The organism is Rhodanobacter sp. OR92 (assembly GCF_000427545.1).
In the GTDB taxonomy this organism is placed as follows: Bacteria; Pseudomonadota; Gammaproteobacteria; order Xanthomonadales; family Rhodanobacteraceae; genus Rhodanobacter; species Rhodanobacter denitrificans.
On record NZ_ATYF01000006.1, the window covers coordinates 370841 to 396490 of the forward strand.

Below are 25650 nucleotides of genomic sequence, written 5' to 3' on the forward strand. Positions count from 1 at the left end.
GTCACCCCCTCCCCACCTCCCCCTGCGATGCAGGGGGAAGAGCAAAGCAGACCGAGGCCGCGAAACGGCTTCGTCGAGGATCTTTTGCATGAAAAACATCGCCCAATTCTTCGTCGACCGGCCGATCATGGCCGCCGTGCTGTCGCTGCTGTTCGTGATCACCGGCGCCATCGCGGTGTTCAAGCTGCCGATCAGCGAATACCCCGAAGTGGTGCCGCCCACCGTGGTGGTGCGTGCTGCCTACCCCGGCGCCAACCCGAAGGTGATCGCCGAAACCGTCGCCACGCCGCTGGAGGAACAGATCAACGGCGTGGAAGGCATGCTGTACACCTCCTCGCAGGCGACCAGCGATGGCGCACTCACCCTGACCGTGACGTTCGCGCTTGGCACCGATCTGAACACCGCCCAGGTCGACGTGCAGAACCGCGTGGCGCAGGCGCTGCCGAAGCTGCCCGAGGAAGTGCAGCGGCTCGGCGTGACCACGCAGAAGAGTTCGCCCGACCTGACCATGGTGGTGCACCTCACCTCGCCGGATCAGCGCTACGACATGCTGTACCTGTCGAACTACGCGCGGCTGCACGTGAAGGATGTGCTGGGGCGGCTCGATGGCGTCGGCGACGTGCAGATCTTCGGCGCCGGCGAATACTCGATGCGCGTGTGGCTGGACCCGCAGAAGCTGGCGCAGCGCTCGCTCACCACCGGCGACGTGATCAATGCGATCCGCGAGCAGAACGTGCAAGTCGCCGCCGGCGCGCTGAACGCGCCGCCCGGCCCCACCAACTCGGCGTTCCAGCTCAACATCAACACGCGCGGCCGGCTGGTCAGCGAGGACGATTTCCGCAACATCATCGTGCGCACCGCCGCGAACGGCGGCGTCACCCATCTGGGCGACGTGGCGAAGGTCGACCTGGGCTCGAACAACTACGCGCTGCGCAGCCTGCTCGACAACAAGCCGGCGGTGGCGCTGCCGATCTTCGCACGGCCCGGCTCCAACGCGATCCAGATCTCCGACGAGGTGCGCGCCACCATGGCGCAGCTGAAGAAGGAGTTCCCGCAGGGCGTCGACTACCAGATCGTGTACGACCCCACCGTGTTCGTGCGCGGCTCGATCGAGGCGGTGGCGCACACGCTGCTGGAGGCGATCCTGCTGGTGGTGCTGGTGGTGATCCTGTTCCTGCAGACCTGGCGCGCCTCGATCATCCCGCTGGTGGCGGTGCCGGTATCGCTGATCGGCACCTTCGCGGTGATGTACCTGGCCGGCTTCTCGCTCAACGCGCTGTCGCTGTTCGGCCTGGTGCTGGCGATCGGCATCGTGGTCGATGACGCGATCGTGGTGGTGGAGAATGTGGAACGGCACATCGAGCTCGGGCAATCGCCGCGCGAAGCCACGCGCAAGGCGATGCACGAAGTCACCGGGCCGATCGTCGCCACCGCACTGGTGCTGTGCGCGGTGTTCATCCCGACCGCCTTCGTCAGCGGCCTCACCGGCCAGTTCTACCGCCAGTTCGCGCTGACCATCGCGATCTCCACGGTGATCTCCGCGTTCAACTCGCTGACCCTGAGCCCGGCGCTGGCCGCGGTGCTGCTGAAGGGTCACGACGCGCCGAAGGACCGCCTCACGCGCGGCATCGACCGCGCGTTCGGCTGGCTGTTCCGCCCGTTCAACCGCCTGTTTCATCGCGGTTCCGAACGCTACGTAGGCGGCGTCCGGCGCATCGTCGGCAAGGGCATGCTGGCGCTGGTGGTGTATGCCGGCCTGATCGCGCTGACCTGGTTCGGCTTCTCGCACGTGCCGACCGGCTTCGTGCCGGGCCAGGACAAGCAGTACCTGGTGGCGTTCGCGCAGCTGCCCGACGCGGCCTCGCTGGATCGCTCCGAGGACGTGATCCAGCGCATGGGCGCGATCGCGCTGAAGCAGCCGGGCGTGGAGCACGCGGTCGCGTTCCCCGGCCTGTCGATCAACGGCTTCACCAACTCCACCAACTCCGGCATCGTGTTCGTCACGCTGAAGCCGTTCGAGGAACGCCGTGACGCATCGCTGTCGGCCGGCGCGATCGCCGGTGCGCTGAACCAGAAGTTCGCCTCGATCCAGGACGCCTACATCGCGGTGTTCCCGCCGCCGCCGGTGATGGGGCTCGGCACGATCGGCGGCTTCCGCCTGCAGATCGAGGACCGCGGCGACCGCGGCTTCAACGAGCTGTACCAGCAGACGCAGAACCTGATCGCCGCCAGCCGCAAGGAGCCGGCACTCGCCGGGCTGTTCTCCAGCTTCCAGATCAGCGTGCCGCAGGTGGACGCCGAGGTGGATCGCGAGAAGGCCAAGACCGTCGGCGTGAACCTGGGCGACGTGTACCAGACCATGCAGGCCTACATGGGCTCGCTCTACGTCAACGACTTCAACCGCTTCGGCCGCACCTACCAGGTGAACGTCTCGGCCGACCCGGCGTTCCGCCACACGCCCGAAGACATCATGCAGCTGAAGACGCGCAACGCGCAGGGCCAGATGGTGCCGCTGGGTTCGTTCGTCACCGTGAAACAGGGTGCCGGCCCGGATCGCGTGCAGCACTACAACGGCTATCCCACCGCCGAGATCAACGGCGGCCCGGCGCCGGGCTTCAGCTCGGGCCAGGCGCAGGCGGCGATGGAAAAGCTGGCGAAGGACAACCTGCCGAACGGCGTCAGCTTCGAGTGGACCGAGCTGACCTACCAGCAGATCCTCGCCGGCAACACCGCGATCCTGGTATTCCCGCTGTGCGTGCTGCTGGTGTTCCTGGTGCTGTCGTCGCTGTACGAGAGCTGGTCGCTGCCGCTGGCGGTGATCCTGATCGTGCCGATGGTGCTGTTGTCCGCGATCGCCGGCGTGTGGCTGTCCGGTGGCGACAACAACATCTTCACCCAGATCGGCTTGATCGTGCTGGTCGGATTGGCGTGCAAGAACGCGATCCTGATCGTCGAGTTCGCCCGCGAACGCCAGCATGAAGGCATGAGCCGCCACGAGGCGGTGCTGGAAGCGGCCCACCTGCGCTTGCGCCCGATCCTGATGACCTCGTTCGCCTTCATCATGGGCGTGGTGCCGCTGGTCACCTCGCACGGCGCCGGCGCCGAGATGCGCCACGCGATGGGCGTGGCGGTGTTCGCCGGCATGCTCGGCGTGACCATCTTCGGGCTGATCTACACGCCGCTGTTCTACGTCGTCATTCGCGCCCTGGTCGAGCGCCGCGAGGCGCGCGCGGCCGAACGCGCCGCCGCGCATGCACTGCCGGCGCTGGAGAACCACTGATGAAAACACTCGTGCATGACATGCCGCGGAACACTTTCGCGAGCCACCTTTTCGCTCGTCATCCCAGCGAAAGCTGGGATCCAGCGCCTTCGGCTCCTACCACACACAGTCACTGGATTCCTGCTTTCGCAGGAATGACGAAGGTGGTGCGAGGTGCGCTGCTGGTCACGGCCCTGACGCTGCTGGCCGCTTGCGCCAGCGCGGGTCCCGACTACCACGCAGCGAAGATTGCCGCGCCGCAATTGCAGGGACTGGATGCCGCACAGGAAAACAACGCGCAATTCCAGGCCGCGTGGTGGAAGCAGTTCAACGACCCCACGCTGGATGCGCTGATCCAGCGCGCCGCGGCGAACAACCTCGACCTGCGCATCGCCGTGGCGCGGCTGCATGAAGCGCGCGCGCTGCTCAGCGGCGCGAAGTCCGAGCAACTGCCGACCATCGACACGGACGCGAACTACACGCGCAGCCGCGGCCAGCAGCCGGGCTTCGGCACGCAGCGGCAGACGACGACCACGTACCAGGCCGGCTTCGACGCGTCATGGGAACTGGACCTGTTCGGCGGCGTGCGCCGTTCGGTGGAAGCGGCCGGCGCCGACCTCGGCGCCAGCGAGGCGGCGTTGCACGACGCCCAGGTCAGCCTGCTCGCCGAGGTGGCACGCAACTATTTCGAATTGCGCGGCAGCCAGCTGCGGCTGGACATCGCCCGTCGCGACATCGACAACCAGCAGCAGACCGTGCACCTCACCGAGGTGCGCCAGCAGCTCGGCTCCGGTGCGGAGCAGGACGTGGCCAGCGCGAAGGCCCGCCTCGCCGCGGTGCAGGCGCAGCTGCCGTTGCTGCAGGCGCAGGCCAGCGCCAGCGCATACCGTCTCGCCGTGCTGCTCGGCGAACGCCCCGGCGAGCTGGACATTGACGTATCGCCGAAAAGCTTCACCCCGATCGCCGCCAGCCTGCCGATCGGCGACGCCGGCGACGTGCTGGCGCGCCGTCCGGACGTCCGCATGGCCGAACGTGCGTACGCCGCCGCCACCGCGCGCATCGGCGTGGCCAAGGCGGACTTCTTCCCGCACCTCACGCTGGGCGGCTTCCTCGGCTTCCTGTCCGGGCGCAGCAACGACTTCGGCAGCCCGGCGACGCGCGCCTGGTCGCTGGCGCCGAGCATCAGCTGGGCCGGGCTCAACGTGCAGCGCGTGCGGGCTAACCTGCATGCCAGCGAGGCGCGCACCGATGCGGCGCAGGCGAACTACCAGCGCACCGTGCTCGAAGCGATCGAGGACATCGACAACGCGGTCACCGGGTTCAACCAGCAGCGCATCCGCGTCGACCATTTGATCGAGCAGGGCGCTCAGAGCAAGCGCGCCGCCGAGCTGGCCCGCGTGCGCTACCAGGAAGGCGCCACCGGCTTCCTCGAACTGCTGGACGCCGAACGCACCCAGCTCGCCGCCGAGGACGACCTGGCCCAGGCCGAAGCGGCGATCAATACCCGCGCCGTCGCCTTGTACAAGGCGCTCGGCGGCGGCTGGCAGGCCTGCGGCGACGAGCGCTGCAGCGCGGTGGCCCGGGCCGACGCGCCGTGAGCCGCCCGGCCCGTCGCCCGCCGGCGGCGACGCCGGTCTATCGCGTGGCGCTGGTCAGCGGCGCCAACCGCGGCCTCGGCTTCGAGGTGGCGCGCCAGCTCAGCGAGTACGGCATGACCGTGCTGCTCGGCGCACGCGACCTGGACAAGGGCCTGCACGCCGCGCGCCAGCTGGCCGGCGCGTCCGGCGAGGTGATCGCGGTGCAGCTCGACGTCACGCAACAGGAGCAGGTCGACACGCTGGCGCGCTGGATCGAGATCACCTACGGCCGGCTCGACGTGCTGGTCAACAACGCCGGCGGTTACTACGACCCCGACGCACAGGCCAGCGCCGGCGACCTCGCGCCGGCGCTGGACGCGATGCAGACCCACCTGTTCGGCAGCTGGCGGCTGTGCAGCGCACTGCTGCCGCTGATGCGCCGGCATGGCTACGGCCGCATCGTCAACGTCTCCAGTGGCTGCGCCGCCAGCGCTTCGAACGGCAGCGCCTGCGTGGCCTACCGCACCTCCAAGTCCGCGCTCAACGCGTACACGCGCACGCTGGCGGCGGAGCTGGAGGGCAGCGGCATTGCAGTGAACGCGGTGTGCCCAGGCTGGACCGCCACCGACCTCGGCGGCCCCGGTGGCCGCCCGGTCAGCATCGGCGCCGCCGGTGTGGTGTGGGCCACCAGCCTGCCCACCCCGGCGCCGACCGGACGCTTCTTCCGCGACGGCGAACCCATCGCCTGGTGATCCGCGCTCCCGCATCGAGGAATGGGCTCAGCCGGCGCCGACTGTGCTGTGCTGCGAGTACAGCGCATGCCAGCGGCCGCCCGCGTAGACGAAGATGTCGGACGAACGCACGCCGTTGGCCGCGCCCAGCTGCGGGTTGTAGAAGGTGAGGATCGCGGTGTCGCCGTGGATCACGACCGCCTTGCCCGATGGATGCGCCTTCAGCCACGCCTCCACCTTGCGCCGCTCGGCGTCGTTGCCGCGGTTCTTCACCGCATGCGCCAGGATCGCGGCCTTCGCACGCACCACCCCGTCGGCGCCGACCGAGCGGTACTCGGGCAGCAACATGGCGTCGAGCCAGGCCGTGTCGCCGTCGAGCTCGGCCGCCAGCCAGTGCTGGTCGACGGCGATCACAGCCGCCTCGCTTCTGCTGGTCTCGTTCGCGCCCGCGCGCGCGACGGCGGTGGCCGCGTGCACGCTCAGGGTCGTCATCGACAGCACGGCCACACACCTGGCGCCGATCCGAAACAGATATGGCTTGCACATCGCACTGCCCTCATGCGCGGCCGGATGACCGCCGACCCAGCCTGTACGGCAGGGCGGCGACCGGCAACGTTTCCGTGACCAGCGCCGGCGGGAGGAGGACAAGCGGCAGACAAGCGCTGTCCAGCGGCGTCCACGATCACGGCGACGAAGCACCGGGGTTTCCGCCAGCAACGCCGCGGCTGCTCGATGCCGCGACCTGCTGCGTACGCCGGTTGGGCGACCGAATCACGGCAGTACCCTGGCCCACGCGCGCACCGGGAACGCACCGATCCCGGCGATTCGCATCGGAGCGGCGGAGAAGCGGAGGTTCCGGGAGGGCAGCGAATTCATCGGTGCAAGGTTTTCCACGATCGGGATGCCTGCCGCGAGCAGGATCGAGTGTGCCGGCCGCTGGGCATCCTGGGTGTCATCGATGTTGATGGCGTCGATCCCGACCAGCAGCGCGCCGTTGTCGCGCAGATACTCCGCCCCGTCGCGCGACAGATAGGGTGACGCCTCGGTGTAGGCCGGCGTCCCCCAGCGCAGCGCCTGGCCGGTATCCAGAAGCACCGCCCGTCCGCGCACTTCCGTGGCGGCGATCGCCTCGCGCGCAATCGCGCGCCCCTGCATCCCCGCCAACCGAATCACGACGGCGTCGACGTCAGCCACCGATGCCAGGGCAAGCCCCGCCACGTCGATTCCTCCCGGGTAGCGATGGGACGGCGCGTCGATGCTGGTGCCGGTGTTGGCGACCATGTCCACCCGGCCGATCTGGAAGGTCACCCCGGGCGCATAGCGGCCACGGCTGGCCTCGTGGCTCATGTGCTCGGTGATCCTTGGCGCCGGCAGCCCGGGAAACACGACTTCGCCGTCCCGGACCGGATGGCTCAGGTCGAACAGGTCGCCCCGCGCCGCGCCTTGCGCGATCGCCACGGCACTGGCGCGCCGCTTGTGCCGCTCGTTGATGATCTGCTTGTTCAGGATGCGGACCGCTCCCACCATCAACAGGCGCAGGTCCTTGATGATGTACTCGGCGAGCGCCTGATCGGCGATGTCGTCGCCGTCGAGATCCAGGCGGAATCCCTGCCCCTGTATGCCACCGCCGTTCGAGAAATCGACTTCGAAGTCAAAGCAAACCCGCTTGTCGGTGGTCTGGTTGCCGGTTGTCACGATGCTGGTTCTCCGGGTGCGTGGTTGACGCGACACTAGTCGGACAGCATCATCAAGACAATCCAATAGTTCTTATCTCATCTATAAGAAATTCATGACATCGCTCGACCTTGACCTGCTGCGCACGTTCGTTGCCGTTGCCGAGCGCGGCTCCTTCAGCGCGGCGGCTTCGCGCATTTCGCGCAGCCAGGCGGCGATCAGCCAGCAGGTCCAGCGGCTGGAGGCGCAACTGGGCGAAACACTGTTTGCGCGCAACAGTCGCGAGGTGCGCCTGAGTCCTGCCGGCGAACGCCTGCTCGGCTACGCCAGCCGGCTGCTCCACCTGAGCGAGGAGGCGGTCCTGGCGGTGCGCGACGGTACCACGCGCAGCGTGGTACGGCTCGGCGTGACCGACGAGATCGCCGCGTACGCCTTGATGCCGGCGCTCGCCGATCTCCGCGCGCGGCGGACCGACCTGCTGTTCGAGATAACGACCGGCACCACGCGGGACCTGGTGGCGCAGCTCGACACGCGGTGCGATCTGGTGATCGGCCTCGGGCTGCCGGGCCACGCCGCCGGCACCACCTTGGCCAGGCTGCCGTTGCGGTGGATGGGTCACTGGCCGGGCAAAGGTGCTGTTCCCCTCGTGCTCTACCCCGAAGGCTGTCTCATGCGCGGGCAGGCGCTCGCCGCACTGGATCGCGCCGGGCTGCCCTGGGAGATCACCACCAGCACCTCCAGCGTGGCGTCGGTGGAAGCTGCCGCGCGCGCCGGTTTGGCGGTTGGCGTTCTGGCTTCCCATCTGGCCGCGCCGGATCTGCCCAGGGCGCGCGGGCTGCCGGCGCTGCCGTCCATCGATGTGCGGATCTTCGCCGGGAAGGCCACGGTACCGGTCGCCGAGGCGCTGGGAGCGCTCATCGCGAAGCGGCTAAGGGCGCGCCGAGCCGGTTAGCTCGACCTGGCGCGGTCGCGACGGGGTCGCGGCGCGGACCAGCATCCATCCGCAGCGCCTGCCGGCCGGCCGCGCGGGTTCGCGCGCTGCTTGTCACGCTCGAAGCGCCGATCGTCACAAGATCGGCGACGGTCCGAGCCGCGCGTGCCAGCCTGCGCGGCATCCACATCCATGCCGTCGCGGCCGGCCATCCGCTTGATCGGGCGCGCGGCGAAGGAGAGCCAGACATGCGCTTGCCGTCCCCGTTCGTGCTCCTGACCGCCGCGGCCCTGATCAGCGGCGGCGCGCATGCCGCATCGCCTGCCGGCGCGCCGGCGCCGGCGATCTTCGCCCCCGGCGTCATCGCCGGCAACGCCGATGACGGCGCCGCGGCGTTCACCCCCGACGGCGCGACGGTGTACTTCATGCGCGGCACCGACAGCTTCACGCTGATGGAATCGCATTGCGTCGGTGGCCGCTGGTCGACGCCGCGGGTCGCGCCGTTCTCCGGGCGCTGGCGCGACCTCGACCCGGCGATGGCGCCGGACGGCTCCTACCTGGTGTTCGCCTCGAACCGGCCGGTGGCCGCCGGCGGCGCAGCGCTCGACGGCTACTACGACGGCAAGCCGCAGCCGCGCCGCGGCGGCAAACGATATGCGCAAGGACATCGTCGTGTTGTTGTACGCGAACGATGCCGAGCCTCACGGCAGAGGTGGTGGAAGTGAAAGTATGGAAACTCGAAAGTGGCTCCGTCAATGACTATGCGCCTTTGGTCTTTGGCAGCGACAAGGACGTCGCGTCGGGCATGTTCGACACCTCCGGCGCCAGCCTCTCCTGGTCAAGAAAGCCCAGGGTCGAAGTCTTCGTCGAACCGGGAAAGAAGAAGCCCAAACCGCTGGCAGACGTCAGTGCACTGACTCCGGGCGCCCTGGTCATGAACGACAAGGCGAAGGTTGCGCTCGAGCCCTTCCTGTCGCGCTTCGGGCAATTCCTCGAGCTGGACTGCGCGGGCGAGCCGCGCTGGTTCTACAACGTGACCAGCGTCATTCCCTGCATCGACGAGGCTCACTCGGCCAAGCGTCCGAGCGGTTCGGTCGTGAATGAAGAATTCTTCGAGGACAGGCTGCCGGTCGATGCGGCCGTGTTCAAGGACCCGCTGACAGCCGCGGCCGTTCTGTATGTCAACGAAGCGGGCAAGGCGGCACTGGAAGCCATCATCACGGAAGCTGCCATCGTGGGCGTGGCCTTTGTGGAGCTGGGACCGCCGCCCAAGAAGCCTCGTCCACGGAGCTGAGCCGAACGGCACCTGCTGCAACCCTCTCGGCTTCGGTTCCGTTCACGGTCTTGCGTATCCCCCTTCGCGCTGTCCCCGCACCGCCAGGATCAGGGCGGTATCGATCACCGGCAGGTAGCAGTACAACGCCACGTATCCCGCCGCGCCGTGGCCGATCAGCAATTCGCGCTTGTCGTCGCCAGCCGGGCGGCCGATCAGCGGGTTGTCCGCAAGCACGTCGAACGCACTGATGATTTCCCCCGCCCTTGTCTCGGCTGCCGCGCTCTCGTGGTGATGCAAGTGCTCCACGATGCGGTCCAGATCCTTGATCACCCCGGGCGCCAGCCTCACACGCGTCACGTCATCGATCCAGCTTGCGGGCCACCGGCCGCTTCACCGCCTTTCCCGCGATGCGCCCTTTGAGGTAAGCGCGCGCTTCGTCCCACGGGATGCTCTTGCCGGATTCCAGGAACTCGGCGTAGCGCTGATCCGCCAACGCGTGGAACGCGGCATGCTGCGCGGCCAGGTCGGCCTTCTCCGCGATCGCCTCCAGAATGAAATTGTGCGATGTCGTGCCCGCCTGTTTCGCCGCCTCGGCAACGCGGGCCTTGAGTTCGTCGGGCAGGCGGATGGTGGTGGTGCTCATGAAACGCTCCGGGGCGGCTGTATCTTGCGCGAATGTAGCACGTTTGTGTCACACGAGCGGACGAGCGGGGACGTTGACCAGGTCGCGCAGGACCACGCGCGCCGTTGCCGGGTCACCACTGAGGAACAGTGAGGCGGCCACATCCAGCAGCGCGCGCAAACGCCGGCTCACGTTGCACGCGCTCCACCAGGGTCTGCTTGAAGTCTCTCATCAGTGGCATGTCATCACCTCGCCTTGAAGACCGCAACTGCGGCGCATCAGCTCAATTGCTCCGCGACGAAGCGCGCTGCGAAGTTTTCTTCGTCCATGGCGCACATCAACGACTCGTCATCCAGAATCGGATCGAGGTCAGACTCAAGCACGCCCGTCACGTCGTAAACGCTCAGCTCCAGCCAGGAGCGGCCATCACCTTTCGGCGCTCCCATGAGCGAACGCTTGAAAGACCCCAATGCGCCCCAGCGCGTACCTTCTCTCGTCGCCAAGCGACAGGCTGCTTCCGGGTCAGGAGCGTGGTCAAGGAATACGAGGAAGCCGGTGTTGTCGCAGATGACGCCGTAGAGTTTGTCAGTCATGGTGCGGTATCCATCACCTACGAATGATCCCTTTGCAGGAGCGCGGCAAGTGTATCCGCAACCTTCTCACACGCCGCGACCAGGTCAGCCACGATCCGTTCCTCCACATCAAGGACCCCTTCGTACTCGGCGACGTTGCGCATGTGATGGCACTTGTCCAGCACGCGCCATATGTCCGGCCCCAGACCGAGCGTATGCGGCAATACCTGGAACACGATGTAGCGATGACGGGCACGATAGCCCTCGCGGCGCAACGCAGCCAGACACAGTGCATGCGCAGCGTTGTAGGCCAGGTCGAAGCGGCTTTCCAATGCGAGTGATGCGTTGCGTGCGTCGACCAGTCGCGCTCTGCCGGAGCGAAGCAGACCTTCGAACTCCGCCGAATCCATCGGCTCCTCCACCAGCGGCTTGCCGGTGCCGGCGAGGCTCTCAAGCGGCGAGGTCATGCTCACCACCGATGACCCAGAGCCGCGGCTGTGCCAGCACGCGGGTCACGAAGCTGTTGCCCGCGGCGATGCGCTTGCGCAGTTCGGCGCGGGTGTAGAGCGTGGGATGGATCTCCCGCCCCAGGCGTTCGATCAGCGGATGCAGGACGGCCATGACGTCCGCATAGGTCAGCGCATCCGACACCAGCATCAGGTCGATGTCGCTGGCAGCGGTGTCGGTACCCTTGGCCACCGAGCCGTACACGAACGCGGTCGGAATATGCGGAGCCAGCGGCGCCAACGTTTCGCGCAAGGGAGCAACAAGGCCAAAGGTCTTGCGCACGATGGATACCAGCTCGGCATGGATGGGCGAGGCTGGGTCGGCGCGATAGCGCTTCTGATTGCCGACGGGTTCCACCGCGAGCAGGCCGCTACCGGCCAGCCGGGCGACCTCGCGCTGCACCGCGCCGCTGCCGGCACCGGTAGTCTGGATCAGTTCGCTGATGGTGAAGCTGCGATCAGGCTGGCCAAACAGGCAGGCGAGGACGCGCTGCTGGGTGGCGGTGAACAAGGCATCGGACAAGCTGGTGCTGGCGTAGAGCGCCGCTGCTTCGCTGATTCTGCTGTTCGTTTTGTTGCCCATATTGGGCATGTTATTGCCCGAAATGGGCATGTGCAAGGATCGCTTGGCACCAATGGGCGCGCACCCGGGTGCGGGCCACGGCGAGGTGAGGCAACGCAGGATGCCGGATACCCGGTCAGACAAGAGCATCGCGCGCAAGCGCGCTCCTACAAGGGCAGCGCACGCGTCAGGGGCGCCGCGATTACGCGACGAGGTCGAACCGGTTGCCCTACGTTGACAACCGCTGGTCACAGCGAGTCTCCGCTCGTCACAAAGCGGCAGCGACGCGCCAACACCGCCAAGCAGACTCGACCGCACCATCATCCTGTCGAGGCACATGCATGGCCCACCGCCCACTTCCCCTGCTCGCCCGCAGCCTCCTCGCGCTGGCCCTGTCCGGCCTCGCCGGCGCCCGCGCCGCCGACACGACGCCCGCCACGCCGGAAATCTTCGCGCCCCGCGCGATCTCCGGCCCGGCCGGCGTGGACTGTCTGACCTTCGCGCCCGACGGCGCCACCGTCTACTTCGACCAGCAGGCGGGCTGGAATGGTTTCATCATGGAATCGCATCGCGTGGGCGACGGCTGGTCGACGCCGCAGATCGCGCCGTTCTCCGGGCCATGGCAGGACCACGATCCGGCGATGGCGCCGGACGGCTCGTTCCTGGTGTACACCTCCAATCGCGCCGACGTGGCCGGCGGGCCGGCGCTGCGTGGCGGCCAGCTGTGGCGGGCCGATCGCCGCGGCGACGGCTGGGGCCAGCCGCAGCGATTGCCCGACGTGGTGAACGACGCGCCAAACATCTACGCGCCCAGCGTGGCGGCCAACGGCGACGTGTACTACCAGCGGCGCGACGAGACCACGCACGAGTTCCACCTCTACCGCACCGCCTGGCGCGACGGCCGCTACCAGCCGCCGCAGCGGCTGGCGCTGGGCGATCCGGCGGCGCACGAACTCGATCCGGCGGTCGCGCCGGACCAGTCGTTCATCGTGTTCGACGCCAACTACGCCGGCAAGGACAAGCCCGACCGCCTGTACATCGCCTTCCGCGCAGGCGATGCCTGGAGCAAGCCGGTCGACCTCGGCGATGCGGTGAACCGCTACGAGCCGTGGGGTTCGCACCTGGGCCCGGACGCCAGCACCCTGTACTTCACCAGCAACTACACGGCGAAGGTGGCCTACCCGCGCACGCCCGCGCAGGCGCGCGCGGACCTGGCGCGCATGCGCGCGTGGGACAACGGCAGCAACCATATCTGGCGGGTGTCGCTGGCGCCGTGGCTGGCGGCAAGACGCACGCCGTGATTCCAGCGGCACCTCATCGGGAGCGACCATGTCATCACGCAGACTCGTCCGCGCTGCCCGCCGCGCGCACGGCAACCACCGGCGAACTGCTCGGCCCCGGGGTGATTTCCACCGGCCTGCAGGAAACCTCGGTGGCGCTGACGCCGGACGGCAACACGCTGTACTTTCATGCGTTCGGACTTCGCCGAAGCCGACGACACCATCCTGGTCGCGCATCGCGCGGCGGGCCGCTGGTCGACGCCGCAGGTGGCCGCGTTCTCCGGCCGGTGGCACGACTCCGAACCGACGCTGTCGCCCGACGGCGGGCGCCTGTACTTCGTCTCCAACCGGCCGCGGCGCCCGGGCGCCGCGCCGGTGATGGCCACGATGAACGGGCGGCGTTTTCCCGGCACGAACCTGTGGCACGTCGCGCGGCAACCGAACGGCGGATGGAGTGCGCCGCTCCACGTCGACGGCGCGCTCAACGACGGCGCGATGATCTACAAGCCGTCGCTGGCGGCGAACGGCGATCTCTATTTCTCGGCGCACCGCGAAGATTCCGGCAAGGCGTACCAGATCTACGTGGCGCGCGATCACGGCTATGCCACGCCCGAGCGGCTGCCGCTGGGCGACCTGGCGAACAACCGCATGGATCCCGCGGTCGACCCGCGCGGACGCTTCCTGCTCTACGCCGGCAACGAGGGCGACGCGCTGGGCAGCGCCGACATCTACATCGTGTTCCGCCAGCCGGATGGCGGCTGGGGCAAACCCGAGCATCTCGGCGGCGACGTCAACAGCCGCACGCTGGAAAACGCACCGTCGCTAGGGCCGGCGTTCGGCGAGCTCTACGTAGCGAGCGAGCGCCGCGACGACGTGCATTTCCCCAAGCCTCGCGACGATGCGGCCTCGCTGCAACGGCGCCTGCAGTCGCCGCTGAACGGCTCGCGCAATCTCTGGCGCTTCGACATCTCGGCCCTGCTGCGTGCGCACGGCATCGCGCCGCCGGCGAACGCCGCCCCGGCCGATCCCGCTTCCGCGAAGAAGCCTGCATGAATACCCGCTGCTGAAATGAGCCGCGGGGTGCGCTACACCCACACGTCGTTCTGCGCGGTATAGGCACCGCCTGCATCGCCGGTGTTGACCACGCCGCGTGGCTCGACCAGCATCACGCAGCATTCCTGCTCGGCCACGGGGCGATGCTCCACGCCTTTGGGAACGACGTACATTTCCCCGGCAGCGAGCGGGATGGCCTTGTCCCTGAACTGGAGCGTCATGGCGCCCTGGAGAACGATGAAGACTTCGTCGGTGTCCGCGTGCGCATGCCAGACAAACTCGCCCTGCAGCTTGGCGAGCTTGAACTGGTAGTCATTCATCTCGGCAATGACGCGGGGCGACCAGTGTTCCGAGAACCGGGTGAGCTTGTCGCGCAGGTTGATCGCACTGTCTGTCATCGCGTACCCGATCATGCGTTGTCTTTCACATACTGCGGCGTCGTGCTGCGGACCTCGCCCGGCTCGGCAAGCAGCGCGTGCGTGTCGCGCTGATAGTCGGGGAACCAGGGCTGCTGCGCGAACCCCCGGAGGCTGGCCTGATCGCCGAGTCCGAACACAATGATCCTGCCGGGATCGTTGTCGTCGTAGCAATAGTAGAAGCTGAGCGCGCTGCCGGCGATGTAGTCGCGGGCATATTTTTCCCAGACGCGCCTGACCTCGTCGCGCTGGCCGGGCTTGGCCTTGAGCATCACGAGACTCGCACTTTTGTTCATCGCATTCTCCTCAAGTTCGCTGGTTTCGCGGTCGTTGTGTCCGCCCGCCAATCACCAGGACGCATCAGGAAATGCAATCGTGACATGCCGACCCAGGATGCTTGACGCAGGCCCCATGATCAGGGCGGCGACCAAGTGGCGGGCTGGAGCATGGGGAACGGCGGGTCGTGTCCACCCTGCGACGAGCGTATCTAGCGCTGCACGATGTGCGCGAACCATTCCCAGCCGCGCACGCGTTCGGTGATCAGCTTGGTGCAGGTCAGCATCGGCACCGCCAGCAGGGCGCCGGGGATGCCCCACAGCCAGCCCCACACCAGCAGCCACAGCAGGATCGCGATCGGGCTGAGCCGCATGCTGGCGCCCTGGATCATCGGCGTGATCAGGTTGCCCTCCACTGCGGTGATGCCGGCGAAGGTCAGCACCGGCAGGAACACTTCGAGGCTGGCGTCGTTCGCGTACAGCATGCACACCACCGCCAGCACGGTGGTGGTGACGATCGCGCCGACGTAGGGAATGAAGTTGGCGAACATCGCCACCGCGCCCCACAGCAGCGGGTCGGGCACCTTGTACAGCCACAGCATGCCGGCAGTGATCGCGCCGAGGCCGGCGTTGATCAGCAGCGCGGTGAGCAGGTAGCGCGACACCTCGGTCTGGATCCCGCGCACGATGGTCACTGCATGTCGCTTGTAGGCGAAGCCGGGGGTGATCTGTACCAGCCGGCGCAGCATCGAGTCGCCGTAGATCAGGAAGAAGAACACCAGCAACATCACGCTGAGCACGGCCGCCAGCACCTTCGGCGCGGTCGACACCACGTCCCAGGCGCTGATCGAGACCGGCGCGGACTGCGGCACGGCCGCGCGGGTGCTGGTGCCGCTGCTGACCAGGGTCTGCGTGGCGCGGTTGGCCGCCTCCAGCGGCTTGGTGAAGCTGCGCAGCTTCGGCACGAAGCTCTTGATCGCCGTGGGCGCGCCATGGAACCAGCCGATCGCCGGCTGCGCCAGCAGGCCCACGCCGCTGCCGATGCCGACGATCAGGCCGAGCATCAGCACGCTGGCGGTGAGCCAGCGCGGCAGGCGGAAGCGCGTGCCGAAGGCGACGATCGGGTTCAGCGCCAGGCCGATGAAGGCGGCCAGCACCAGCGGAATCAGCAAGGCCTTGGTCAGGGTGATGGTGTACAGCAGCGCCAGCAACAGCAGTGCGTTCAGCACCATGCGCACTGCACGCAGGTGCTGGCGCATGCCGCGCGCGGCGTTCAAGTGGCGCAGCCCGTGGCGAACCGCCGTCTCTTCTGCCGTCGCCGGCTCCGCCGGGATGGCGATGGCGCCGGCCCCGGCCGCGCTTCCGTCCGGCGCGGGCGGGAACATCTGTTCGGGTTCGCTCATGCCGGCTCGCCGCCCTCGGCATCCGCTGCAGCGGCGGCACCCGGCGCCATCGCGCCCAGCTCCGCGACCAAGCGCACGCCGTGGGCCACCACCTCGGCCAGGCCGCCACCGAGCAGCGGACCCAGCCCCGGCACCCGCAGCGGATGCACGTCGAGGCTGCCCAATACGAAGCCGGCACCGGCGGCCGCGCCCACCGTCGTCAGCGGATGCGCGCGGCCGCGCACCAGCAGGGCGGCCGCCGGCGTGGTCAACGCGTGCCGCGCCGCGCGCATGCGCAACTGGGCGGCCTGCACCTTCGCCAGGCGATCGAACACGCTCATCGCCGCTCCTCCCGCTGACTGTCCTGTCCGTTGTCCTGCGCGGCCGCGTCGCTGGCTTCGGCCTTGTGCAGGGTCTCGCGCATCATCGCACTCCATTCGCTGCGTGTGGCTGGCAGGCTCATCCAGTGCATGCAGCGGCGGAACAGCGCGATCGAGCCAAGCAGGAACAGCACCTGCAGCAACGCCAGCACCAGCAATGCCCAGATCCACGAGCCGAACCACGCCGCCAGCAGCACGCCGACCAAGCCGAGCAGGGTCAGGCCGAGGGCGACCCCCGCCACGGTGGCGGCCAGTGCCGCCAGCAGCAGCCACGAGATCGCGCTGCGCGCCAAGCCCAGCTCCGCCGCCAGCAGCTGCATCTGCGCGCCGAACAGCCGCTTGACCGCGCGCGCGAGCTGGCCGACCTCGGCCAGCAATCCAGACGACGACGGCGCCGGATCCGGCGCCGCCGCTGCGCGGGGTGACTCACCCTCGTCGTGCATTCCCGGCCCCTGTGCCGCGTCGCTCAACGCCGCAGGATGCGGCCGATCAGCCAGCCGGCGCCGAGCGCGATGGCGACCGACTGCATCGGCTTCTCGCGCACGTAGTCGCGTACCTGCTCCAGCCACGCGTCGGCGCGGTCCATCGTTTCGTCATAGACCTCGCGGCCACGCTCGCCGACCCGTGCGGCCTTGTCGCTGGCCTTGTGGGCCGCGCCGGCAACCTTGTCGGTGGCGTGGTGCAGGCCTTCCTCGACATGGTCCGCGGCGCGATCCACCTTTTCCTTGGTGGCGGCGACTGCCTCGGAGGTGGCCTGCTTGATCCGTTCGGCGCGTTCGTCGATGCGATCGCCGACGGCTTGTTCGGGGGTCTGGACTTGCTTGTTCATTGCATGCTCCGGAGAAGACTCATGGTGGCACAGACGCGATGCGACGACCGGCCGTCAACTGGCGCGGCGGAAGAACGCGATGATCGCCAGGATCAGGAAGATGATGAACAGGATCTTCGCGATCCCGGTGGCGGCACCCGCAATGCCGCCGAAGCCGAGCACGGCGGCGATGATCGCGATGACCAGGAAAACCAGGGCGTAGTGAAGCATGAAGGCATCCTCATCTGCAGGGAATGGCGGCGGGGAAACCGCACGTAACCATTCACCCACAGCCGGCGCCATGCGGGTGTGAAGGGCGCTGGCAGCGCCGTGCACGTGATGCCGACGTTTGCGACACGTGCGTTCCGGGCCGGCCGACCATGGCGTGCCAGACGCGATTTCTCAGCCGGCAACCGCCGGGTTCAGGCTGTAGCTGCCGACCAGCTCCGCTTCGGCCAGCACGTGGCCGGCCATCGCCGCGCGCAGCTCGGCCAGCGAGAAGCCGCCGGCCAGCGGCAGCGCGGCCACGTCGAGCGCGTGCAGCTTGAAATGGTAATGGTGCAGCCGTGCGTCGTTCCACGGTGGGCACGGGCCGTCGTAGCCGCGGTACTCGCCGCCCATCTCGACGTCGCCGGCGAACCAGCCGGTGTAGTCGTTGACGCCCTGCACGCTGCCCGGCGGCCCGAACGGTGCGCGCTTGCCGCGCGCGGTGATGCCGTCGCTGCACGCGCCCGCGGCCAGTTCGCCGCACTCGGCCGGAATGTTCGCCATCAGCCAGTGCACGAACTCCACCCGCGGCAAGTCGGCGGGCACCGTGCGGCCGGGCTGGTTCACGTCGTCGCCGCGACTGGGCACGTCGGGGTCGATGCAGGTGAGCACGAACGAGCGGGTGGCCGCCGGCGCGTTCTGCCAGGCCAGGTGCGGGCTGCGGTTGTCCGACAGCGCGACCGGGTCGCCGCGCTGGCCAAAGGCGAACTCGGCGGGAATCGGTTGGCCGTTGTCGAAACTGTCGCTGCGCAGGTGCATGGGGTTTCTCCGTTGGATAGCAGGTTGCCTGCCGAATGCGATGCCTGCCTGCGCAGGCATGACGGCGGAAAAATGCGGCGTCCTCCACGCCCGTCATGCCTGCGCAGGCAGGCATCGCACTTCGACAACTGCAGGATAGTCGGATACAAGTCCCGCCACTCGGCATTGCCTTCGTTGATCAACCGCATCTTCCAGTCGCGCTTCCAGGCCTTGAGCGTTTTCTCGCGCAGGATCGCCGATTCCATGGTGAGATGAAGTTCGTACCACACCAGCGTATGCACGCTGTAACGATGGGTATAACCCTCCACCACGTCGTTTCTGTGTTGCCAGATGCGCTTGACCAGGTCGCTGGTCACGCCGATGTAGAGAACGCCGTTTTTCTTGCTCGCCAGCATGTAGACGCAGGGTTGTCGCCTGTCCATGGCTATGCCTCGCATTGAAGTGCGATTCCTGCCTTCGCAGGAATGACAAAGGGAAAAAGGTCACACGCCCGCTCATCACCCACACCATCGTCATTCCTGCGCAGGCAGGAATCGCACTTCGCGCAGGAATGCCATGGGGCTCATGGCTTGTACGTCACCCGGTACACCGCCCCGGCCAGGTCGTCGCTGACCAGCACGCTGCCGTCGGGCAGCGGCTGCACGTCGGCGGGGCGGCCCCAGGCGCTTTCGTTCTGCTCGAAGCCGGTGATCAGCGGCTCGTACGAGAGCACCTTGCTGCCATGCAGGCGCACCGTCATCACCCGGTAGCCAGATTTCTTCGTGCGGTTCCACGAGCCGTGTTCGGCGACCAGGATCGCGCCCCGGTAGCTGGCCGGAAACTGTTTGCCTTCGTAGAAGCGCATGCCCAGCGCGGCCACGTGCGCGCCCAGCTTCAGCACCGGCGGCACATAGTCCTTGCAGCGTTTGCCCCGGCCGAACTCGGGGTCGAGCGTGTCGCCCTGGTGGCAGTACGGGTAGCCGAAGTGCTGGCCGGGGCCGGTGATCTCGTTCAATTCGTCGCTGGGCAGGTCGTCGCCCAGCAGGTCGCGGCCGTTGTCGGTGAACCACAGGCGCTTCGACCCCGGCTGCCAGTCGAAGCCGACCGTGTTGCGGATGCCGCGGGCCACGTCCTGCCAGCCGCTGCCGTCGGCGTTCATGCGGATCAGCTTGCCGTGCGCCGGACCCGGGTCGCAGATGTTGCACGGCGCGCCGATCGGCACGTAGAGCTTGCCGTCCGGGCCGAACGCAATGAACTTCCAGCCGTGGTGGGCCTCGGTCGGCAGCTTGTCGGTGACCACCGCCGGTTTCGGCGGATCATCCAGGTGGTTCTCGATGTCGCGCAGCACGACGATGCGGCTCACCGCGGACACGTACAGGTCGCCGCCCTTGAACGCCACGCCCACCGGCAGCTCGAGCCCGCTGGCGATCACCCGCACCCGTTCCGCCACGCCATCGCCGTTGGCGTCGGTGAGCGCATAGACCTTGCCGGCGTCGTTGGACCCAACGAACACCGTGCCCTTCGCGCCCAGCGCGAGCTCGCGCGCGTCCGGCACTTGGTCGGCATACAGCGCGACGTGGAAACCCTTCGGCAGGCTCAGCCGTTGCAGCGGCGGCGCGGCCAGCGCCGGCAGCGACGACAGGACCAGCAGCAACGGCAGCAGCAGGCGCATGGCGGTTCTCCGCGTTCCGGGGAAACCGCAGCGTATACCGGCCCGCGTGAAGCCAGAAGCCACACCGCCCGCTAAACTGCAGCCTTTCGAGGGGACTGCATGAGCGAACTGGACGATCTCACCACCCTGGTCCGCGCGGCCACGCCGCTGCTGGTGATCGAGACGGTGGACGAGCAGCGGGTGATCGAGTGCTTCCGCCACGTGATTGCGCAGGCGCTGCACCCGTTGTGGCGCTGGACGCTGACCGACGGCCTGGGCCGGCTCGACTTCGCGCAAACCGACGCCGAGGTGGCGCCGGACGCCACCGCCACGCTGGACGCGATCCGCGCGCAGGAGCAGCGCGGCATCTACCTGATGTTCGACTTCCACAGCCTGCTGCGCTACGCGATGAGCCTGCGCCAGCTGCGCGAGATCGTGCAGCGCCAGCGTTCGGCGGCGCACACCATCGTGCTGGTCGGCGCCCGGGTCGAGCTGCCGGAGGAACTCGAAGCGCTGGCCCTGCGCGTGCCGCTGTCGCTGCCCGATCTCAAGGAACTGGCCGGCATCCTGCGCGGCGAGGCGGTGGCCTGGCAGCGCGAGCAGGGCCGCAACGTCACGGTCGACAACGACGCCGCGCGCACCATCGTGCGCAACCTGCTCGGCCTGTCCGCGCCGGATGCGCGGCGCATCGTGCGCAAGCTGATCTACAACGACGGCGCACTCGGCCCGCAGGACCTGCCGGAGCTGATGCAGTCGAAGTTCGACCTGCTCAACCGCTCCGGCCTGCTGCACTACGAATACGCCACCGCCAGCTTCGCCGACATCGCCGGAGTCGGCCGCGTGCGCGAATGGGTGCAGCGCCGACGCACGGTGTTCCTCGCCGCCACCCCCGACCCCGCGCTCGACCCGCCGAAGGGCGTGCTGCTGCTCGGCGTGCAGGGTTGCGGCAAGAGCCTGGCGGCGAAGGCGATCGCCGGCGGCTTCGGCGTGCCGCTGGTGCGGCTGGACTTCGGCACGCTGTACGACAAGTACCAGGGCGAGACCGAAAAGAACCTGCGCGAGGCGCTGGCCAGCACCGAGCTGCTGGCGCCGTGCGTGCTGTGGATCGACGAGATCGAGAAAGGCCTGGCCGGCGGCGGCGATGACGGCGGCGTGTCGCGCCGCGTGCTCGGCTACCTGCTGACCTGGATGGCCGAACGCAAGGCCAAGGTGTTCGCGGTCGCCACCGCCAACGCAGTGCAGGAGCTGCCCGCCGAACTGCTGCGCAAGGGCCGCTTCGACGAGATCTTCTTCGTCGACCTGCCGAAGGAAAACGTGCGCGGCGAGATCTTCGCCATGCATCTGGCCCGCCGCAAACTCGACCCCGCCAGTTTCGACCTGCCCGCGCTGGCCGCCGCCAGCGACGGCTTCTCCGGCGCCGAAATCGAACAGACCATCGTCAGCGCGCTGTACGACGCCGCCGGCAGCGGCACGCCGCCGGATCAGGCGACCTTGCTCAATGCGCTGAAGCAGACGCGGCCGCTGTCGGTGTTGATGCGGGAGCAGGTGGAGGCGCTAAGGGCGTGGGCGCAGGGGCGCTGCGTGGCGGCGGATTGACCGGGACTGAGTTGTAGGATGAGGCGATACCGATCTTTTCCGCGTACTAACTTCCTGCGCTCACCACCATAGGGGTCATCATGCAAAGGTCGCTACGGAAGGTTCGACTGATCTACGTTTGGCTCATGTTGGCCGCTTGTATCGGAATCGGCTCTCTGTCTGCGCTCGCCGCCGGCCTGGAGCCGGGCGCCCACGCCGGTACGCTGCAGGGCGCTCCCTACCGCATCGATATCCCGGCAAACTGGAACGGCGACCTGGTCATGCTGATGCACGGCTATCAGCCCGTGGGTGCGCCGAAAACGACGCCGATGAGGGCAGCTGAAGCCACTCCGATCTTTCTCAAGCAAGGCTATGCCGTCGCACAGAGCGAATACGCATCGCAAGGCTGGGCTGTGGATGATGCCGTCGTCGACAACGAACGTCTTCGCCGACATTTCATTCGTGCCTTCGCCCGCCCTGCCCACACTTGGATTTACGGCTTCTCACTGGGTGGCCTGGAGACCGCGGCAAGCATCGAGCGCTACCAACACGTCTACACCGGTGCGCTGGTCATGTGCGGAGTGACCGTTTCGACACCCGACCTCCTGTCGCGTGCCGTAGTTACACCGCTGGTGGCCTTCGATGCACTGATTCCCGGCATCCTGCCGGACCTGGCCGCTCCCGACTCACCACCGTTCATTCCTCCAGCTGTCTTCGCCAAGGCGCTGCAGGCGCACCCGAAGCAGGCCAGCCTGCTGGAAAAGCGTCTGCAGGAAACGCCGGAAACGCTGCCATCGCTGGCGCTCGACTACATGGTGTTGCGTGAACTCGAACAGCGCGCCGGCGGCATGCCGGTGGACAACCGCAAGACCATCTATCACGGCTTCGGCGACGATGCTGCCTTCAACCGCCAGGTGCATCGCTATGCCGGCTCGCCCGCTGCCATGGCCTATGCCCAACGCAACGTCACCTTGACCGGCCGTATCGACGCGCCGCTGGTGATGCAGTGGAACGCCTTCGATCAAACCATCCCGTCGCGCTTTCATCCCATCTACCCTGACCAGGTGCGTGCGGCGGGCAACGGCAAGTTGCTGACTGTGCTCGCCCCGACCGGCGATGGGCACTGCAACTTCACCGACGCGCAGATCTCCGCGGCGTTCGAGACACTGGTGCACAGGGCGGGCATCGAAGGGCATTGAGCCCATCGCCTGCCCCACCAAGAACGGCGCTTCGAGGTCCGGAAAACCAGGCCGGATTGCATGCCTCGGCGGCACGCTTCTGGCCGGAAGACTAGAAATGTAGCCCCGGCGGCTTGTTGCAGGCGTACTTCTCGTCGAGCTTGTCGACGTCATCCGGCGAGACGTGTCGCGCACTCAACTCCTGCGGAGTGAGATGGCGCCACACGTCGACATCGATGCAATGGCTATTCTTGATGCCGAAGGCGCGTTGTGCCGCGCGCATCACTGCACCGATACCCTGGCTCATCGGATCGACCAAATGGATGCCGGGTGCAGAAGGAGTATCGGAGCCGGGCACTCCGTGAACGGAGTGGGCGTGCCGGGCATCGCGCAACCGGTTCTGAAAGCCTCCGTCGCCGGCGGAATCGTCCTCGCTCATGCCCTGGCTTCCCGCGCTGGAGGAGTGTGATTCATCGGGCTGCGCGTCGATCCGTACAGCCTGCCGAACCGCCACCGATTTCGACGACCTTGCCGACCGCGTTGCATGGCCGCGCGCAGCCGGTGCAGTCGGCGGGCGTGGCGATGCCTGGTGCGGCAATGGCCGCGGTAGCCGGAGAAAACGCAGCTTGAGTACGTGCGGATGGTCTTCCACGACCGGCATCGTGCCCCGATGGAAGACGACCGGTCGCAGCAACAGCATCCACAGGCCAAGATGGCAGGCGATCACCACGACCAGGACCGCGACCCGGCCACTCGACTCGCGCATACGGCTGGACTTCCCCGGCTCTTCTCTCACGGTCGAGCCTTCCCCCGGCGCAGGCATGGGGTGGACCGCCCGGGCGCTTGCAAAGTTCCTAGAGATGGATGCGTGGCATGCATCGGCCGAACGGTTGCGGGCGGCCGGCACGCGCTTCGTGATCGAGCCGCCTATCCGCTTCGAGGGCCAGCCGGGCGAGCAGGCCACGATGTTCCTGCTCGACCCCTGCGGCAATGCGCTGGAGTTCAAGGTGTTCGCCGATCGCGCGCAGTTGTTCGCAAAGTAACGCGACGGTTACCGCGGAGGACGGCTCCGGCACGGCCCCGACCCTCGGTTTCGGCGTAGTCTTGAACGCCCATCGTCAGGAGGGTCGAACCATGTTTCGTCGTACCTGCAAGCTGCTCATCCCGCTGCTCGCGGCCCTGCTGCTCCCTGTCGCCGCCAGCGCCGCTCCTGCCAGCGCGCCGGACAGCACCACCACGGCGCTGCAGCAGGCGGTGAACGGCCACTGGCGCTCCGACGCGAACCGGGCCCGCGACAAATATCGGCATCCGCTCGAGACGCTGCAGTTCTTCGGCATCAAGCCGAACATGACGGTGATCGAACTGGCACCCGGCGGCGGCTGGTACACCGAAATCCTCGCGCCGTTCCTCCACGCGCACGGCCACCTGATCGAAGCGGCGCCACCATCAGCCGCGAAGTTCGCCGCCAAGCTCAAGGCCGACCCGGCGGTGTACGGACACATCGCAAAAGTCATTCCGTTCGCCCCACCGGAGCAGGTGAAGCTGGGCGCTGACCGCTCCGCCGACATGGTGCTCACCTTCCGCAACACGCATGACTGGCTCAACCACAGTCCGGCCACGCTCGATGCGGTGTTCAAAGCTGCGTTCAACGTGCTCAAGCCCGGCGGCGTGTTCGGCGTCACCGAACACCGCGCCAAACCGTTCGCCGATGGCGTGGAAAGCGCCGGGGCATTGCACCGTCTCCCCGAGGATTACCTGATCGCGCTGGCCCTCAAGACCGGTTTTCGCGTGGCCGGCGTATCGCAGATCAATGCCAACCCGAGCGACCCGGAAGACGTCAACGTGCACCGCCTGCCGCCGGATCTGTCCGGGCCTGACGGCGAGCAAGCGCAGATGAAGGCGATCGGCGAGTCGGACCGGATGACGTTGAAGTTCGTGAAGCCGTGAGGGCCAGCACGGCGGGAATGACGACGATGGATGCAGCAGACCTGCCGAAGCTGGTGACGGTGCGCATGCCCTACGGCAAGTACCAGGGCCGGCTGCTCGCCGACCTGCCCGGCGCGTATCTGGCCTGGTTCGCGCGCAAGGGCTTTCCGAACGGCGAGCTGGGCCGGTTGCTGGCGTTGATGCTGGAGATCGACCACAACGGTCTGTCCCGGCTGCTGGAGCCGCTGCGCCGACGCACTTCCTGAGCCGCGCTGGCTACACTGCGCGCATGGACAACGCCAGCCTCTTCCGCACCGCCGCCGACGCCCTGGCTGGCGACGGCTGGTGCGTGCTGACCGAGCTGCTGACGCCGGCACAGACCCGTGCGCTGGCCGACGAGTGCACGGCGCTGTACGCGGCGCGGCGGCTGGCGCCGGCGCGGGTCGGTGCGGCGCACACCGCCACGGAGTTGCGCGGCGACCGCACGCAGTGGTTCGACCCGGCGGCGGCGAGTGCGCCGCAGCGGACGTTCGTCGCGCGCCTCGACGCGCTGCGCCTGGCACTCAACCGCGAGCTGATGCTGGGCCTGGTCGAGTGCGAGGCGCACTATGCGGTGTACGCGCCCGGCGCGCGCTACGCGCGGCACCTGGATCGCCTGCGCGACAGCGACGCGCGGGTGCTGTCGGCGGTGTTCTACCTCAACCAGGGCTGGCAGGAAGCCGACGGCGGCGCGCTGCGGCTGTACCTGGGCGACGGCACCCATCGCGACATCCTTCCGCACGCCGGCACGCTGCTGCTGTTCCTCTCCGCGCGGTTCGAGCACGAGGTGCTGCCGGCCACGCGCGAGCGCCTGAGCATCGCCTGCTGGATGCGCCAGCGCAGCCCCGACCGGATCGCGTAGGAGCCCGCTGGCGGGCGATGCTGTTAAAGCCGGGATGACCAGACGTTCGTCTGTTGAGAGCCGGGATTCGGGATTCGGGATACGCAAGATCAAAGCATCGCCCGCTGGCG

General features: G+C 67.9%; 32 protein-coding genes and 1 pseudogene. 14 read left to right on the forward strand and 19 right to left on the reverse strand.

Going from position 1 to position 25650, the window contains the following annotated elements; translation table 11 throughout:
- Positions 1–88: 88 nt before the first annotated feature.
- From RHOOR92_RS0104620 to RHOOR92_RS0104630, 3 genes are all read left to right on the forward strand, one after another.
- Positions 89–3280, forward strand: a complete 3192-nt coding sequence (locus RHOOR92_RS0104620) for an efflux RND transporter permease subunit (protein WP_027489729.1) — start codon at positions 89–91, stop codon at positions 3278–3280.
- Positions 3281–3414: 134 nt separating this feature from the next.
- On the forward strand, positions 3415–4857 hold the full coding sequence (locus tag RHOOR92_RS0104625; RefSeq protein WP_027489730.1) for a TolC family protein: 1443 nt from the start codon (positions 3415–3417) through the stop codon (positions 4855–4857).
- Positions 4854–5588: an SDR family NAD(P)-dependent oxidoreductase gene (locus RHOOR92_RS0104630; RefSeq protein ID WP_027489731.1), complete on the forward strand. Its 735-nt coding sequence runs from the start codon at positions 4854–4856 to the stop codon at positions 5586–5588. Before RHOOR92_RS0104625 ends, RHOOR92_RS0104630 begins: the two co-directional genes overlap by 4 nt.
- Before the next feature lie 27 nt (positions 5589–5615).
- Here RHOOR92_RS0104630 and RHOOR92_RS0104635 read toward each other — a convergent pair whose 3' ends face one another.
- A complete protein-coding gene (locus RHOOR92_RS0104635) occupies positions 5616–6059 on the reverse strand; it encodes a nuclear transport factor 2 family protein (protein WP_231378322.1) in 444 nt (147 codons plus the stop codon).
- Between the two features lie 279 nt (positions 6060–6338).
- Positions 6339–7262, reverse strand: coding sequence for a cyclase family protein (locus tag RHOOR92_RS0104640; protein WP_027489733.1), 924 nt, complete (start codon positions 7260–7262; stop codon positions 6339–6341).
- 94 nt (positions 7263–7356) lie between these two features.
- On the opposite strand from RHOOR92_RS0104640, the gene RHOOR92_RS0104645 reads away from it, so the two are divergent.
- The 3 genes from RHOOR92_RS0104645 (at position 7357) to RHOOR92_RS0104655 (ending at position 9466) form a co-directional block, all read left to right on the forward strand.
- Entirely contained in the window at positions 7357–8193 is an 837-nt protein-coding gene (locus RHOOR92_RS0104645) for a LysR substrate-binding domain-containing protein (RefSeq protein ID WP_027489734.1), read from the forward strand.
- A gap of 227 nt (positions 8194–8420) precedes the next feature.
- Positions 8421–8897 (forward strand): PD40 domain-containing protein, encoded by a 477-nt coding sequence (locus RHOOR92_RS18520; RefSeq protein ID WP_007510162.1) that lies wholly within the window; start codon positions 8421–8423, stop codon positions 8895–8897.
- Positions 8864–9466, forward strand: a complete 603-nt coding sequence (locus tag RHOOR92_RS0104655) for a hypothetical protein (protein WP_027489735.1) — start codon at positions 8864–8866, stop codon at positions 9464–9466. Before RHOOR92_RS18520 ends, RHOOR92_RS0104655 begins: the two co-directional genes overlap by 34 nt.
- A 42-nt stretch (positions 9467–9508) precedes the next feature.
- On the opposite strand, the gene RHOOR92_RS0104660 is transcribed toward RHOOR92_RS0104655, so the two are convergent.
- The 6 genes from RHOOR92_RS0104660 to RHOOR92_RS0104680 form a co-directional block, all read right to left on the reverse strand.
- Positions 9509–9805, reverse strand: a complete 297-nt coding sequence (locus RHOOR92_RS0104660; protein WP_027489736.1) for a type II toxin-antitoxin system RelE/ParE family toxin — start codon at positions 9803–9805, stop codon at positions 9509–9511.
- 1 nt (position 9806) lies between these two features.
- Positions 9807–10091, reverse strand: coding sequence for a DUF1778 domain-containing protein (locus tag RHOOR92_RS0104665; protein ID WP_007510157.1), 285 nt, complete (start codon positions 10089–10091; stop codon positions 9807–9809).
- 48 nt (positions 10092–10139) lie between these two features.
- On the reverse strand, positions 10140–10262 hold the full coding sequence (locus tag RHOOR92_RS20040) for a hypothetical protein (protein WP_255326662.1): 123 nt from the start codon (positions 10260–10262) through the stop codon (positions 10140–10142).
- 86 nt (positions 10263–10348) lie between these two features.
- Positions 10349–10663, reverse strand: a complete 315-nt coding sequence (locus RHOOR92_RS0104670) for a hypothetical protein (RefSeq protein WP_007510155.1) — start codon at positions 10661–10663, stop codon at positions 10349–10351.
- Between the two features lie 17 nt (positions 10664–10680).
- Positions 10681–11109, reverse strand: a complete 429-nt coding sequence (locus RHOOR92_RS0104675; RefSeq protein ID WP_007510154.1) for a hypothetical protein — start codon at positions 11107–11109, stop codon at positions 10681–10683.
- The gene (locus RHOOR92_RS0104680) at positions 11093–11761 is read right to left on the reverse strand and encodes a nucleotidyltransferase domain-containing protein (RefSeq protein ID WP_231378324.1); all 669 of its coding nucleotides are present in this window, start codon (positions 11759–11761) and stop codon (positions 11093–11095) included. The genes RHOOR92_RS0104675 and RHOOR92_RS0104680 overlap by 17 nt, the downstream gene beginning before the upstream one ends.
- Before the next feature lie 290 nt (positions 11762–12051).
- Between RHOOR92_RS0104680 and RHOOR92_RS0104685 the strand changes: the two genes are divergently transcribed.
- Both RHOOR92_RS0104685 and RHOOR92_RS18525 read left to right on the forward strand, forming a co-directional pair.
- Complete coding sequence (locus RHOOR92_RS0104685; RefSeq protein ID WP_027489738.1) at positions 12052–13011, forward strand: PD40 domain-containing protein; 960 nt, start codon at positions 12052–12054, stop codon at positions 13009–13011.
- A gap of 168 nt (positions 13012–13179) precedes the next feature.
- The gene (locus RHOOR92_RS18525; protein ID WP_231378325.1) at positions 13180–14043 is read left to right on the forward strand and encodes a hypothetical protein; all 864 of its coding nucleotides are present in this window, start codon (positions 13180–13182) and stop codon (positions 14041–14043) included.
- 32 nt (positions 14044–14075) lie between these two features.
- On the opposite strand, the gene RHOOR92_RS0104695 is transcribed toward RHOOR92_RS18525, so the two are convergent.
- The 10 genes and pseudogenes from RHOOR92_RS0104695 to RHOOR92_RS0104735 all read right to left on the reverse strand — a co-directional run bounded on the left by RHOOR92_RS0104695 (position 14076) and on the right by RHOOR92_RS0104735 (position 19981).
- Positions 14076–14456 (reverse strand): cupin domain-containing protein, encoded by a 381-nt coding sequence (locus RHOOR92_RS0104695; RefSeq protein WP_081660218.1) that lies wholly within the window; start codon positions 14454–14456, stop codon positions 14076–14078.
- Positions 14453–14755: a hypothetical protein gene (locus tag RHOOR92_RS0104700; protein ID WP_155950209.1), complete on the reverse strand. Its 303-nt coding sequence runs from the start codon at positions 14753–14755 to the stop codon at positions 14453–14455. The genes RHOOR92_RS0104695 and RHOOR92_RS0104700 overlap by 4 nt, the downstream gene beginning before the upstream one ends.
- A 191-nt stretch (positions 14756–14946) precedes the next feature.
- Positions 14947–16137: an AI-2E family transporter gene (locus RHOOR92_RS0104705; RefSeq protein WP_027489740.1), complete on the reverse strand. Its 1191-nt coding sequence runs from the start codon at positions 16135–16137 to the stop codon at positions 14947–14949.
- Entirely contained in the window at positions 16134–16457 is a 324-nt protein-coding gene (locus RHOOR92_RS0104710; RefSeq protein WP_015446381.1) for a hypothetical protein, read from the reverse strand. Before RHOOR92_RS0104710 ends, RHOOR92_RS0104705 begins: the two co-directional genes overlap by 4 nt.
- Positions 16454–16939 (reverse strand): hypothetical protein, encoded by a 486-nt coding sequence (locus RHOOR92_RS0104715; RefSeq protein WP_027489741.1) that lies wholly within the window; start codon positions 16937–16939, stop codon positions 16454–16456. Before RHOOR92_RS0104715 ends, RHOOR92_RS0104710 begins: the two co-directional genes overlap by 4 nt.
- Before the next feature lie 23 nt (positions 16940–16962).
- Positions 16963–17325 carry a DUF883 family protein gene (locus RHOOR92_RS0104720; RefSeq protein WP_027489742.1) on the reverse strand — a complete coding sequence of 121 codons (363 nt, stop codon included), beginning with the start codon at positions 17323–17325 and terminating at the stop codon, positions 16963–16965.
- A 54-nt stretch (positions 17326–17379) separates the two neighbouring features.
- The gene (locus RHOOR92_RS19205) at positions 17380–17535 is read right to left on the reverse strand and encodes a DUF1328 domain-containing protein (RefSeq protein WP_007510123.1); all 156 of its coding nucleotides are present in this window, start codon (positions 17533–17535) and stop codon (positions 17380–17382) included.
- Positions 17536–17706: 171 nt separating this feature from the next.
- Positions 17707–18330 (reverse strand): YbhB/YbcL family Raf kinase inhibitor-like protein, encoded by a 624-nt coding sequence (locus RHOOR92_RS0104730; protein ID WP_027489743.1) that lies wholly within the window; start codon positions 18328–18330, stop codon positions 17707–17709.
- Between the two features lie 131 nt (positions 18331–18461).
- Positions 18462–18752: pseudogene (locus RHOOR92_RS19210) on the reverse strand (GIY-YIG nuclease family protein); the annotation flags it as partial.
- Positions 18753–18892: 140 nt separating this feature from the next.
- Positions 18893–19981: a PQQ-dependent sugar dehydrogenase gene (locus tag RHOOR92_RS0104735; protein ID WP_027489744.1), complete on the reverse strand. Its 1089-nt coding sequence runs from the start codon at positions 19979–19981 to the stop codon at positions 18893–18895.
- A 99-nt stretch (positions 19982–20080) separates the two neighbouring features.
- Between RHOOR92_RS0104735 and RHOOR92_RS0104740 the strand changes: the two genes are divergently transcribed.
- Entirely contained in the window at positions 20081–21556 is a 1476-nt protein-coding gene (locus tag RHOOR92_RS0104740) for an AAA family ATPase (protein ID WP_027489745.1), read from the forward strand.
- Between the two features lie 125 nt (positions 21557–21681).
- Positions 21682–22734 carry a hypothetical protein gene (locus RHOOR92_RS0104745; RefSeq protein ID WP_231378326.1) on the forward strand — a complete coding sequence of 351 codons (1053 nt, stop codon included), beginning with the start codon at positions 21682–21684 and terminating at the stop codon, positions 22732–22734.
- A 91-nt stretch (positions 22735–22825) separates the two neighbouring features.
- Here RHOOR92_RS0104745 and RHOOR92_RS19835 read toward each other — a convergent pair whose 3' ends face one another.
- On the reverse strand, positions 22826–23479 hold the full coding sequence (locus tag RHOOR92_RS19835; protein ID WP_167540068.1) for a hypothetical protein: 654 nt from the start codon (positions 23477–23479) through the stop codon (positions 22826–22828).
- A 94-nt stretch (positions 23480–23573) separates the two neighbouring features.
- Between RHOOR92_RS19835 and RHOOR92_RS18535 the strand changes: the two genes are divergently transcribed.
- Genes RHOOR92_RS18535 through RHOOR92_RS0104770 form a run of 4 tightly spaced genes read left to right on the forward strand, consistent with a single transcriptional unit; the run spans position 23574 to position 25540 of the window.
- Complete coding sequence (locus RHOOR92_RS18535; protein WP_231378327.1) at positions 23574–23756, forward strand: glyoxalase; 183 nt, start codon at positions 23574–23576, stop codon at positions 23754–23756.
- Positions 23704–24660, forward strand: coding sequence for a hypothetical protein (locus RHOOR92_RS0104760; RefSeq protein WP_231378328.1), 957 nt, complete (start codon positions 23704–23706; stop codon positions 24658–24660). The genes RHOOR92_RS18535 and RHOOR92_RS0104760 overlap by 53 nt, the downstream gene beginning before the upstream one ends.
- A 26-nt stretch (positions 24661–24686) precedes the next feature.
- On the forward strand, positions 24687–24905 hold the full coding sequence (locus RHOOR92_RS0104765; RefSeq protein WP_027485087.1) for a DUF3820 family protein: 219 nt from the start codon (positions 24687–24689) through the stop codon (positions 24903–24905).
- Positions 24906–24928: 23 nt separating this feature from the next.
- The gene (locus tag RHOOR92_RS0104770; protein WP_027489749.1) at positions 24929–25540 is read left to right on the forward strand and encodes a 2OG-Fe(II) oxygenase; all 612 of its coding nucleotides are present in this window, start codon (positions 24929–24931) and stop codon (positions 25538–25540) included.
- Positions 25541–25650 lie beyond the last annotated feature (110 nt).